This window comes from Paraglaciecola polaris LMG 21857 (genome assembly GCF_000315055.1).
In the GTDB taxonomy this organism is placed as follows: domain Bacteria; phylum Pseudomonadota; class Gammaproteobacteria; order Enterobacterales; family Alteromonadaceae; genus Paraglaciecola; species Paraglaciecola polaris.
In genome coordinates this window covers 28,268-40,826 of sequence record NZ_BAER01000113.1, presented here as the reverse complement: position 1 = coordinate 40,826, position 12,559 = coordinate 28,268, and the positions used below count along the sequence as shown (strand labels likewise).

9 protein-coding genes are annotated in these 12,559 nt (G+C 45.0%); 4 read left to right on the top strand and 5 right to left on the bottom strand.

The window, feature by feature from the left end; translation table 11 throughout:
• Positions 1 to 32: 32 nt before the first annotated feature.
• The 4 genes from GPLA_RS17670 to GPLA_RS17655 all read right to left on the bottom strand — a co-directional run bounded on the left by GPLA_RS17670 (position 33) and on the right by GPLA_RS17655 (position 4,552).
• Complete coding sequence (locus tag GPLA_RS17670; protein ID WP_007106335.1) at positions 33 to 932, bottom strand: TIM barrel protein; 900 nt, start codon at positions 930 to 932, stop codon at positions 33 to 35.
• Positions 925 to 2,145, bottom strand: a complete 1,221-nt coding sequence (locus GPLA_RS17665) for a nucleoside permease (RefSeq protein ID WP_007106334.1) — start codon at positions 2,143 to 2,145, stop codon at positions 925 to 927. Before GPLA_RS17665 ends, GPLA_RS17670 begins: the two co-directional genes overlap by 8 nt.
• Before the next feature lie 106 nt (positions 2,146 to 2,251).
• Complete coding sequence (locus GPLA_RS17660) at positions 2,252 to 3,304, bottom strand: sugar phosphate isomerase/epimerase family protein (RefSeq protein WP_007106333.1); 1,053 nt, start codon at positions 3,302 to 3,304, stop codon at positions 2,252 to 2,254.
• Between the two features lie 75 nt (positions 3,305 to 3,379).
• Positions 3,380 to 4,552, bottom strand: coding sequence for a Gfo/Idh/MocA family protein (locus tag GPLA_RS17655; protein ID WP_040515301.1), 1,173 nt, complete (start codon positions 4,550 to 4,552; stop codon positions 3,380 to 3,382).
• Positions 4,553 to 4,842: 290 nt separating this feature from the next.
• On the opposite strand from GPLA_RS17655, the gene GPLA_RS17650 reads away from it, so the two are divergent.
• Together GPLA_RS17650 and GPLA_RS17645 are read left to right on the top strand one after the other, a co-directional pair.
• On the top strand, positions 4,843 to 5,859 hold the full coding sequence (locus GPLA_RS17650) for a LacI family DNA-binding transcriptional regulator (RefSeq protein WP_007106331.1): 1,017 nt from the start codon (positions 4,843 to 4,845) through the stop codon (positions 5,857 to 5,859).
• Between the two features lie 83 nt (positions 5,860 to 5,942).
• A complete protein-coding gene (locus GPLA_RS17645) occupies positions 5,943 to 6,845 on the top strand; it encodes a sugar phosphate isomerase/epimerase family protein (protein ID WP_007106330.1) in 903 nt (300 codons plus the stop codon).
• 73 nt (positions 6,846 to 6,918) lie between these two features.
• Here GPLA_RS17645 and GPLA_RS17640 read toward each other — a convergent pair whose 3' ends face one another.
• A complete protein-coding gene (locus tag GPLA_RS17640) occupies positions 6,919 to 7,590 on the bottom strand; it encodes a GntR family transcriptional regulator (protein WP_007106329.1) in 672 nt (223 codons plus the stop codon).
• A 564-nt stretch (positions 7,591 to 8,154) separates the two neighbouring features.
• On the opposite strand from GPLA_RS17640, the gene GPLA_RS17635 reads away from it, so the two are divergent.
• Positions 8,155 to 10,992, top strand: a complete 2,838-nt coding sequence (locus GPLA_RS17635; protein ID WP_007106328.1) for a TonB-dependent receptor — start codon at positions 8,155 to 8,157, stop codon at positions 10,990 to 10,992.
• An 84-nt stretch (positions 10,993 to 11,076) separates the two neighbouring features.
• Positions 11,077 to 12,537: a sulfatase family protein gene (locus tag GPLA_RS17630; protein WP_007106327.1), complete on the top strand. Its 1,461-nt coding sequence runs from the start codon at positions 11,077 to 11,079 to the stop codon at positions 12,535 to 12,537.
• The last annotated feature ends 22 nt before the right edge of the window (positions 12,538 to 12,559 follow it).

The window sequence follows — 12,559 nt, the reverse complement described above, 5'->3', positions numbered from 1 at the left end:
CTAATTACTTGCTGTGTGATGACCCAATAGGGTTAAACATCACAGATTTTAATTGCATCGCGTAACGATTCGATTTTGCCTATTTTGGTTTCAGGGGTGGGTATAAACTCCTGAGCGAGATAGCCGCTAAAACCAACATCTTTAATCGCCCGAGCGATTGCCGGATAATAAAGCTCTTGGTTATCGCCTATTTCATGGCGTCCTGGCACACCTGCGGTGTGATAATGGCCAAAGTACTGATGATGATCTTGAATGGTGCGAATAATATCGCCTTCATTAATTTGCATGTGATAGATATCAAACAACAATTTGAAGTTAGGCGATCCTAAGGCTTTGCACAAAGCAACCCCCCACTGGGAGCTATCAGCCATACAATCTGGATGATCGATTCGACTGTTGAACAACTCCATTTGAATGATCACACCTTTTTCTTCTGCGTAGGGCATGATCCGCTTAAGTCCCGCGACGGCGTTTTTCAATCCTTGCTCTTTGCTCATGCCACGGGCATTACCACTAAAGCAAATGAGGTTCTTGTATCCGGCTTCAGCAACTAAATCGATGTGCTTGAGATAACGTTTTTCTAGCTCGTCATGAAACTGAGGATGAATAAACCCATCGACCAAATTAAGCTCAGCGCCGTTACACATAGACGAGTCAATGCCGTAACGTTTTAATATTGGCCACTCATCAGGGCCGATTAAATCGATAGCAGAGAAGCCTAATGATTTAACCACTTGGCACAGCTCTTCAACGGATAAATCACCGTATGTCCAGCGTGCAACTGAATGATTGATATTACCTTTATAATGCGGCATTGCCGCCTTACCTGCTTCTTTGGCTGTACTAGCGCAGCCACTTACCACAGTGCCCGCGGCTAATGCGGCGCTGGTTAACGCCATGCCTTTAAGCATGCTTCGACGAGGATTATTCATTAGCTGATACCTTTTCATCCTTAAATGTAAACATAAAAATAACGAACACGACTAGGGCAAACGCAGCAGGGAATAACCAAATGTCGATCCATGAGTGCGTTGATCCATTTGTGTATTTTTCGGTAATCTGCCCAGCCACCCAAAAACCGATCAGCATACCCACCCCGTAAGTGGCTAATGTGATTAATCCTTGTGCAGCGCTTTTTATTTTGTCACCGGCTTTTGAATCTGTGTAGATTTGCCCTGAAACAAAGAAGAAGTCGTAACAAATACCGTGCAACGCGATACCCACAAGCAATAAGGCAATACCGCCATCCGCATCGCCGTAGGCAAATAGCGCGTAGCGCACAACCCAAGCCAACATACCGATCAATAACGTAATTTTGATGCCGAAACGGTTTAAAAAGATCGGTAACGCTAACATAAATAATACTTCTGACACCTGACCTAAGGTCATTTTGCCCGTGGCGTTATCCACACCAATTTCCGTTAAAAACGGATTGGCATTTTGGTAATAAAACGCCAATGGAATACAAATCAGCACTGAGGATAAAAAGAACACTAAGAAATTTCGGTCTTTTAACAATGCCAAGGCATCAAGGCCAAGTACTTCTTTTAGACCAACGCGCTCACCGGCACTTTTAGGGGGGGTTTTGGGCAGAGTAAAACTAAATAAGCCGAGTATTAATGACGCGCCGGCACACAGTAAAAATGTATTGCGTAACATGCCATCTTCAATCGCTTGCTTTGAATCCCATGAAAACGCATAGCTGATCGCCAAACCGGCAACGATCCAGCCCACTGTGCCCCACACTCGAATTTTACCGAACTGCTTAGACGGATTGTCCATTTGGGCAAATGAGACCGAATTAACTAAGGCCAACGTGGGCATATAGGCAATCATGTACGCTAGCACAAATGGGTAGAACGCTTCAAAATCTGCTGCCTGATATAAGCAATACAACAATACGGCGCCAATCAAATGCAGCACACCCAGAATACGCTCGGCGTTAAAGTATCGGTCAGCAATCAAACCAATCACAAACGGCGCAATAATCGCTCCCCATGACTGAGTCGAAAAAGCCATACCAATCTCGCCACCGGATGCTTGTAAGGTATTGGCTAAGAAAGTACCTAAGGTTACAAACCAACCACCCCAGATAAAAAACTGCAGGAACATCATCACGCTTAATCGCGTTGTTATCGTATTCATTTGTTAACCCTTGATTATGGCACTGGCGAGCTTGTGTCTGCGCCGACTCATCATTTCTATGCGGTATTCACCAGCGCTCACGCCCGTTCATACTGCCTTTACCTTGTTATAATCCCAAAATTCGACGATTACGTTGCTCGTCACTACTTGCTCCGGCAAAATCATCAAATGCACGCCCAGCTGGGGTAATAATATGCTTGGCAATAAACGGTGCGCCCTCTGCTGCACCTTGGTTTGAATCTTTCAAGCAGCACTCCCATTCGAGTATCGCCCAACCTTCAAAACCGTATTGCGTCAATTTGCTGAAGATCCCATTGAAGTCCACTTGTCCATCGCCCAGAGAGCGAAAGCGTCCTGGACGCTCCTTCCAGTCTTGATAGCCGCCGTATACCCCTGAACGACCATTAGGATTAAACTCCGCGTCTTTTACGTGAAACATCTTGATACGCTCATGGTACAAATCGATAAACGCCAGATAATCCAGTTGTTGCAACACAAAATGGCTTGGGTCGAATAAGATATTGGCCCGAGGGTGATTGTTCACCGCAGCCAAAAACAGCTCAAACGAGGCTCCATCATGTAAATCTTCGCCTGGGTGAATTTCATAACAAACGTCCACACCCGCGTCATCAAACGCATCTAAAATAGGTAACCAACGTTTTGCCAGCTCTGCAAACCCTTGCTCAACTAGACCTGCTGGTCGTTGTGGCCATGGATAAGCTAGGTGCCATAAAAACGCACCAGAAAATGTAGCGTGTGCGGTTAAACCTAAACGTTGACTCGCCTTGGCCGCCCACTTCATTTGCTCTATTGCCCATTCGGTGCGCTGAGCTGGTTTGCCGCGTAATGCTTCTGGGGCAAAGTTATCAAATAATTCATCATAAGCAGGATGCACTGCAACCAACTGACCTTGTAAATGGGTCGATAGCTCTGTGATCTCCACACCTGCTTTTGCACAGATGGCCATCACTTCATCACAGTACTCTTGACTGTTGGCCGCACGTTCCAAATCAAATATACGATTATCAGTAGTAGGCACCTGAATGCCTTTATAGCCTAACGATGCTGCCCAAGTCGCAATCGACTCTAAACTATTAAATGGCGCTTCATCGCCCATGAACTGGGCTAAAAATATCCCAGGGCCTTTGATCGCTGGCATTGCTTATCTCCTTTATTGTTCGGCTTATGTAATCCGCTAAGCGGCTTACTGATTACGCGCTTATGCAGTAATCGTTTATTTAGTATTAGGTACGGAGTGCCACTTGGTTTCGCTGTCGCTACTGGTGAGCATAGCGTCAATAAACGCCATTCCCCTCAAGCCCGAATCGATCCCCGGTACGCCAGGGGCTTTTCCAAGTTCACTTATCGTCAGTTCAGCCGCTTTTGCAGCGTTAATGGCCTTGGCAAAATAGCCATATAAGTTAGCCATCGCTTCTAAATATCCTTCTGGGTGACCCGCAGGTGTACGGCATCGCGCAGATGCGTCTTCACATAAACCTGGTTGCCCCATTCCTGCACGGAATACGCGATAAGGTTCACCTAAAGGACGATGAATAATAGAATTAGGCTCCATCTGCTGCCACTCAATAGCGCCTTTGTCACCATAAACTCGTATTTTCAAAGCGTTTTCTTCACCGGCGCACACTTGACTGGCAATCAACACACCACTCGCGCCGCCATCGGTACGAATAAGTGCAGCACCGTCGTCATCTAATCTGCGGCCATCAACATGGGTTTGCAGATCAGCGCAAAGCGACGTTACCTGCTGCTGCAATACGAATTCGACTAAACCGAAAGCATGTGTACCTATATCGCCCATGGCACCACTGCCACCAGATTGGGCAGGATCGGTGCGCCAGGACGCTTGCTTGTTATGGCTTTCTTCATTCGCCGATAACCAACCTTGTGGGTATTCCACATACACTTTACGAATATTGCCAAGTAAACCACTGGTCACCATATGTTGTGCTTGCCACACCATGGGATAGCCCAAATAGGTGTGCGCAAGCCCATATAAAACATCGCTTTGTTTGAGTTTAGATTTTAATACCTGTGCTTCATCTAAAGATATTGCCGCCGGTTTTTCACAAAAAACGTGAAAGCCAGCTTCAATTGCCGCGATGGAAATTGGCACATGCAAATGATTCGGGGTAACAATGATAAGCGCTTGCATACGTTCATCTTCTGGCAGTGCAAGTTCAGCGGTTAATAACGTTTCCCAGCTGGAATAGACACGGTTATCGTCTAAACCTAAACTGTCTCCCGTACGCTGGTTATTCTGATTGTCGCGACTGAATGCCCCGCAAACCAATTCAATTTGACCATCTAACGCCAAAGCATGACGGTGCACAGCACCAATAAAAGCGCCTTCACCGCCTCCTACCATCCCCATACGTACTTTGTTCATTTTTGCCACTTAATCGCTCCCTTACTGTTTTAGGCACACAGCAATTGTTATACAAATGTACAATATCGTTAAAATGTAACGGGTTTCATTTGGTTATGTCAACTGAATTTGCCAATAAGTATGATAATTAATGGTTATTTGTTAATAATTCGTGGTAATAACGTACGAATAAAATGTTATATCGCACAATTTAACTAGATTTTTGAAATTACTTCGGTATTATTTTTACATCAAATGCTAACGGTTACATTTTGTAATTTAAACCATGAAAAATACCTTAATAACCTCATATGAGTAACATTCGTCAAGTTGCCACTATGGCTGGCGTGTCAGTTGCCACCGTATCCAGAGCATTGCAGCAACCTGAACGCGTATCGCCCAAGACTCGTACTAAGGTCATGCTAGCGGTGAATGAGGTCGGTTATAAGCCGAATCTAATGGCGGTGAAGTTTCGTTCTGGTAAAACCCATAACTTAGTCGCATTGGTACCCACAGTTGCAAACGTGTTTTTTGCTCGTGTCATTAGCGGCATGCAAATCGCGGCAGCTCAACGTGGTTATGCCATATTGTTAGCCAACACCTTAGGCGATGAAAGCATCGAAGCGAATTACGCTAAGATGGTGCAAACCTCCCAAGCTGATGGGTTGATTCAATTAAGAGCCCATAATCCGTTCGACTCATCAATGAATAAGCCTGGTGAGTTGTTGCCGATGGTAAATGTGTGTGAAGTAATGAGCGACATTAATTGCCCCGTTGTCACCCTAGATAATCGTGCTGCAGCAAAAGCCATGACCCTACATTTAATAGAACAAGGACACAGCCGAATTGCATTGATAAAAGGCCCGCAATCGAGCCCCCTAACCCGGGAGCGGTTAGCCGGATATAGAGATGCGCTAACAGATGCTGGGTTAACCTTTGATGAATCACTGCTCTACCCCGGGGACTTTACCTTACAGTCGGGCCACAATGCAGCGAGTAAAATTTTGGCCAGTAAAAATCGCCCAAGTGCGGTATTTTGCGAAAACGACGAAACAGCCATTGGTGCCATGCAATGCTTTAAGCAAGCTGGACTGAGTATTCCTCGAGATATATCGATTGCCGGATTTGATGACATTTCTTTTTCCGCCTTTTGTGATCCCCCCCTTACCACGATTGCCCAGCCAGCCGAGGAATTTGGTCAGTCCGCCGTTTCGTTATTAATTGACTTACTTGAAGGCAAGATCACCAAAGCACCAAAAGTCATCATGCCCTTTGAATTAATTGTACGTGGCAGCACTGGGCCTGCGCCCAAAAGCACAGTCGCATAACTCGTTAACCGTTTTTATCAATGCCAGTGCATTAAATAAACCTAATGCTTAGCATGACCTAAACACTCACATGGAGAATCAACATGAAAAACCTTACCCATAGTGCATCTGCTGCGCTGAGCACACGTAACGACGCAGAGTATCAAACTAGCCGACGACGTTTCGTCAAACTAAGCGCTGCCGCTATGGGTCTTGCGGCAATGCCCGGCTCTATCGCGTTTGCGGCAAACATGATGGCCACATCAGCCAAGGTCGGTCTTCAGCTATATACCCTTCGAGATATGATGGCCGTTAGTTTGCCTGCGACGTTAAAATTGGTCGCCGCAGTGGGTTATAAAGAGCTGGAATTTGCAGGTTACTTCGATCATAAACCCAGTGAAATAAAAACAATTTTACAAAACGAAGGCTTAACCGCTCCCTCAGCACACATTGCACTCACCAACTTCGATAGTGGCGTAAATGGCGTCATAGATCACGCCCTAGAAATGGGTCATAAATACATTGTTATTCCATATTTAACCGAAGAGCAGCGCGGCACTGGCATAGACGTTTATAAAAAATTAGCCGAACGCTGTAATGGCATAGGCGAAGCCTGTAATAAAGCCGGACTCCAATTGGCTTATCATAACCATGCGTTTGAATTCGAGATGCGTGACGGGCAATTGCCTTATGATGTGTTGTTAAACGAAACAGACAAAGACTTAATGGCCATGGAAATGGATTTGTTCTGGATGGTAAAAGCCAAACAAGATCCCCTCGCCTATTTCAAAAAACATCCAGGTCGCTTTAAGTTATGGCATGTTAAAGACATGGACGAAGCAGGTAATTTCGCCGATGTTGGCACGGGAACGATAGATTTTGCGCCTATTTTCGCTCAATCTGCACTTTCAGGTGTTGAACATAGATTTGTTGAACGTGATAAAACCGACGATAAATTAAAAACCATTCAACAAGGTTACAAAGCGGTTTCTCAGTTACTCGCTTAATATGCCGCAAGAAAAATACTAAAAAAAAGCCGTGAGAGACTGTATTCTTCACGGCTTTTTTGCTCACTAGGTATTAGCGGATTTGATAACGTGACCAGTAACGTCCGCTGTTAGTGATATGAGCCTTTAACATTGCTAATGTGCCTGCTAGATCGCGCTTTTCAAGTAAATCCAATAACGCCCTATGCTCGCTGATACTTTGCTCAATGCGCCTCGCACTGAGTTTCAAACTGCCATGCATGACATGCAGGATAAGGCGATTACGCCGCCATAATTCAACGGCATTTTTATTATAGTGATCTTTGTACATCAACCAATGAAATTCTGTGTCCAGATGGCGGTATAAAACATGCGCATATTGATCGACTAATTCTATATCTTCCATTTTACGCAAGATCCTAAACAAATCTTCGCGCTGCTCCCGACTGTGCTCTTCAACGAACCATTCCATTAAATACGGGTCGAGTAACTGCAATATTTCAAATACATTTCTGGTGGTACTGGCTTCAAATTTAGCGACCCGTGCCCCAGAGTTTGCCGCCACATGCACAAAGCCCTCACCTTGCAATTGTTTCAGGGCTTCACGTATAGGATTAATACTGGTGTTGTAGCGCTGGGCCAATTTGGTGGTCACTAAACGGTCACCGCTAATAAAAATAGCATTGGTAATGTCACTTAGTATATTGGCGTAAACGGTGCCCTGCTCGGTGAGTAGTGGCGATGTTAAAATGTGTTTCTCAGACAATATTTTATTCTCACTTCCGTCAATTTAACTTCAGTTAACAATGTTCGTGTGTGCGCAAGATAACGAGCACTAAATTGAATAATCCCCGACTACGCCTTAATAATAATACTTGCAGTACCTAGTTCATCTTAGCGTGCTGATCGACCATTGAACATAGGCGAGCGATAGCATTTTTCCATCCAATTAAACAGCCTTACCGAATTAACATGGCAGCTTCTGTAGGGCCACACGCAATAACAGCTGAGCTGGCAGACACTTTATTATGTCATGTAACGTCACATTACAAATCAATAAATTACACATAATCTAATATTAATTACACATAATCTAATATTAATTACACACAATTTAACCAATTTGTATTGTGATTGTTAAAACAATGTGCAATTATCAGTTTTAATTGTTAACAATTAATTGTTTCAATTTATCGTGACAACCTCATTACAGGCAATCTTGAGGTGACGAATACGTTAAATACGGCATTTTTACAGTGCGTTATGCCTAGTGCATTAAGCAATATCCGTGAAATGCCTTAAATAATTCAGGACAACAAGGTAGACATGCATGAAACACTTTACACACAGTTTTACCCAAACCAAGCTCGCCACTGGGATTACGTTTGCACTGCTAACGTTGCAACCCACCTCATCCGTTTACGCCCAACAATCGAATGAAGCCGAAGTTGAAGTCATCAATGTAAAAGGTGTCCGAGGTTCTTTAATCAGTGCGGCAAATATCAAACGTGACTCAGACGGCGTCGTCGACGCCATTACCGCACAAGATATCGGAAAGTTTCCAGATACCAACTTAGCCGAATCCTTGCAGCGCATTACTGGGGTATCAATTGATCGTTCGAATAATGAAGGCAATCAAGTAACAGTGCGTGGATTTGGTCCTAGCTTTAACCTCGTCACCCTAAATAATCGTCAGATGCCCACCTCATCGACTTTATTAGAAGACGGCATTGATCGTAGCTTCAATTTTCGTGAAATTGCGGCTGAAAGTGTGTCCGGCGTAGAAGTATATAAAACCGGTAAGGCCAACATTTCATCAGGAGGCATTGGTTCAACCATTAATATAAAAACTGCAAAACCCTTTGATTACGATGGATTCAAAGCTGTTGCAACGGTTAAAGGTGTCGTTGATACCAGTGTTGAAGTGGGAGACAGTGTAACGCCGGAAGTTTCTGGCATGGTCAGCCAGCAATTCGCTGATGGTAAAATCGGTGTACTGCTTTCTTTATCTCATGCTGAACGTGATAGTCGTAAAGAGCGTGTTGGAACGCCGGGCTGGGTACCTGAGCGAGGCTCGAATGTGGACAAAAGTGCCATCGATACAAATTTAAACCCAAGTCAAACACACTGGGCTCCACTTAGCATCAGTGTTGATACCCACGACAATCATCGAGTAAGACAAAATGGGCAACTCGTTCTGCAATTCGCCCCCACTGATACCTTGGTCGCCACACTGGATTACACCCTTTCGCGGTTTAAAGAAACGTCAGATATTAACCGCACTAGCTTTTGGTTTGACGGAGACACAGGCGGCGATGCAGATGCCAACGGCACGGTAACCAATCCATTTCGTCCTGACGATGAACTTAACTTTTGGTCGTACCATAATTACTTCAATACTGAGAATGATTCACTGGGTTTAAATATTGCTTACCAAGCCACTGAGAACCTCAGCTTTACGGTCGATTACCACGACTCAACGTCACACTCACAGCCAGATGGGCGTAACTCTGAAACCATCATGAACCTTAAAAACCCCAGGGTGAACGATACAAACGATGATGGTATTGCCGACCGTGGTGGGGTCGATGTGGGTATCATTACCCACCCTAATGGTCGACCTGATATTTTCTTTGATGCGGCTGACCTGCCCGGCCAAGACCCTTATGCCTCAGAGAATATCCAATTTGATTTATTTCAAACCCGAGGCTATGAAATTGAGAATAATATCAAGCAAATGCAACTGCATGGGGAATGGGTAAATGCCTACAGTGGTGCGCTAAGCAAAATAAACTTTGGCTTAGCCAACACAGACTACAATATAGATACCTACGCCAGACGTACCATTGCATTTGTCCCTCTTGATATCTCTAACCTAGATATACAATTCCACGACAGTAAAGGCTTCGGTAAAGACATAGGCGGAAACAAAAATCTTTTCCCTTTATTATCTGATTACAGCGCGCAAGAGGCATTGCAACTGGTCAAAGACCAAGGGCATTACTTTCAGGTCGATCCTGTATACAACGGCGTAAGCGAAGAAACCTTGGCCTTATATCTGTCTTTTGATTTTGAAACTGAATTCAATCACATGCCAGTTAAAATGAATGCTGGGCTGCGCTGGGAAGAAACAGATGTTACATCAACCTCACTACAACAAGGTATCGAAGCACTAAATTATGTTAATACCGCAGGCCGCTTTGGTGAAGTATTCACAGATCAGCCAACAAACCTCAGCCTTGAGGGTAGCTATACCCGATTACTGCCAAATGTAGATTTCAATATTGAATTTACCGACGATCTAGTGGGCCGAGTGTCGTACAGCACAACCCTTAGCCGTCCTGATCTGTCTTCACTATTCCCATCAACCACCATAGATGCACGCCCCGACGGCCCTTATAGCGCGTCTATCGGTAACCCAGGATTACTCCCCCTCGAATCAAAGAACATCGATTTCTCTCTTGAGTGGTATTACGGTAACGGCAGTTATGCGTCGGTTGGTTTCTTTAAAAAATACGTCGAGAACTTCATTGGTATTACGACTCGCGAAGGCACCATGCCTGATGTAAACGGTAACCCGTTAACCGATCCGAGCATCAATCCACGTCCTGGTTGCCCAGATGAAGTGGTTGGTGGTAACCCAGCATGCTTCTCGAACGCTGATGATCCAGAAATCAACTTTTTGATCTCCTCTCCGGATAACCTAAACGACGCTGAAGTAGATGGCTGGGAACTGAACGTTCAGCATATTTTTGGCGAAACGGGTTTCGGGACTGTCGCCAACATGACCTTTGTAGATGGAAACGTAGAATACGATGTATACGACGTTAACAGTACCTTCGCCCTCACCGGCCTAAGTAACTCTGCGAACCTGATTGCATTTTACGAGAAAGACGGGTTTCAGGCGCGTATCGCCTACAACTGGCGAGACGACTTTCTACTGGCACTTTATCAACCCCAACGTCAAGGTGAGCCTAATTTCGTCGAAGCGTATGGCCAATGGGATATCAACGTAAGTTACGAGATAAACGATAATGTATCGGTATTTGTTGAAGGGTTAAACATCACCGAAGAAACCACCCGTCGCCACGGACGCTTTGCCGACCAGTTGATCAGTAGCGAGCAATTTGGTGCCCGTTACAATATTGGGCTTAGCGCCAAATTTTAATAACACAACCGTACACAGGTGATCATTCAGGGTACGAAAGCACCGTACTCTGTGCGTGATAAACACCGAATCAAGGAACTCAACATGTTGGAATACATCTGTCATCCGCGCTACATATACGTTACTCGGATAATGGCATTAATATTCGCTTTATTACTCTCAGCGCAAGTTTTTGCCGAGCAAAGGCCAAATATAATATTAATTATTGCCGATGACCTGAACTGGGACGATATTGGTGCGTACGGTAACCCAGGGGTGAAAACACCTAACTTAGACAAACTCGCCAAGGGTGGAATGCGTTTTGATAACGCTTTTCTAACGGCCAGTTCGTGCAGTCCCAGCCGAGCAAGCATGATCACTGGACGTTACCCACACAATACCGATGCTGAACAATTACACTGGCCATTGCCTGCAGAGCAAATTACCGTCTCTGAGAAACTACGAGAGGCAGGTTATTGGACCGCAGCAGCAGGAAAGTGGCACTTAGGTGAAGCAATCAAAGAGCGGTTTAATGAAGTGCGGGAGTCTGAGTATGCTATCGATGAGCCATCAGGCAGCGCTCAGTGGGTTCCGTTATTAGAAGAACGCCCTAAGGATCAACCCTTTTTCATGTGGTTTGCCTCATGGGATTCTCATCGACCTTTTTATCAGGGTGAATACCCAGTTAAGCATACCCAGAGTGATGTGCGCTTACCGCCTTATTATCCGGCAACCGAGCTGTATCTGAACGATTTTGCCGCTTATTATGACGAAATTGCGCGTCTCGATGAATCGGTTGGTAAAGTAGTGCAGACGCTAGAAAAACAGGGCGTTGCAGACAATACCTTGATTGTTTTTGTTGCCGATAACGGCCGCCCGTTTGCCAGAGACAAAACCACTTTGTATGACTCAGGTGTTAAAACCCCGTTTATCGCCTATTGGCCAAGTGGGATCCCTAAGGGCACGGCAAGTAAAAGCATTATTAGCGCGATTGATTTAGCCCCGACCTTTCTCACGCTTGCCGAAGCGGATATCCCCCAATCTTTTGAAGGCAAAAGTATCGATGGACTGTTTCAAGAGCCGAATGAAGCGTTTAGAGAATACGCCATATCGGAACGTAACTGGCATGACTTTGAAGATCATGGCCGTTCGGTGCGTACTGAAAAGTACCGTTATATTCGCAATAATTACTTTGATTTGCCTGCGACACCCAGCGCCGACACGGTTTATCATAAAACCTGGTGGGAGCTCACACGTTTATTCGAACAAGGCGCATTAACACAACAGCAAGCACGTCCGTTTTTAACCCCTCGACCAAAAGACGAGTTGTACGATCTTAAAAACGATCCATTTGAGTTAACTAACCTAGCCACTGATATAAAATATCAAGGTGTACTGCAACGGCACCGTCAAATTTTAGACAGCTGGATAACATCAACTAAGGATTTTATCCCCAGTTTTCGTACTCTAGACGACTTTGACCGTACAACCGGCGCCTACGCGCCGCACAGAAAACGCCCAAGACCGTCAAAAATGGAGATGTACCACGCCTCAGGCCAATACTAACGGCGTTGTTTTAACGTAATTG

Coding starts and splice junctions, on each gene's coding strand:
- GPLA_RS17670 (WP_007106335.1), bottom strand. CDS start 932: ATGAATAATCCTCGTCGAAGCATGCTTAAAGGCATGGCGTTAACCAGC.
- GPLA_RS17665 (WP_007106334.1), bottom strand. CDS start 2,145: ATGAATACGATAACAACGCGATTAAGCGTGATGATGTTCCTGCAGTTT.
- GPLA_RS17660 (WP_007106333.1), bottom strand. CDS start 3,304: ATGCCAGCGATCAAAGGCCCTGGGATATTTTTAGCCCAGTTCATGGGC.
- GPLA_RS17655 (WP_040515301.1), bottom strand. CDS start 4,552: ATGAACAAAGTACGTATGGGGATGGTAGGAGGCGGTGAAGGCGCTTTT.
- GPLA_RS17650 (WP_007106331.1), top strand. CDS start 4,843: ATGAGTAACATTCGTCAAGTTGCCACTATGGCTGGCGTGTCAGTTGCC.
- GPLA_RS17645 (WP_007106330.1), top strand. CDS start 5,943: ATGAAAAACCTTACCCATAGTGCATCTGCTGCGCTGAGCACACGTAAC.
- GPLA_RS17635 (WP_007106328.1), top strand. CDS start 8,155: ATGAAACACTTTACACACAGTTTTACCCAAACCAAGCTCGCCACTGGG.
- GPLA_RS17630 (WP_007106327.1), top strand. CDS start 11,077: ATGTTGGAATACATCTGTCATCCGCGCTACATATACGTTACTCGGATA.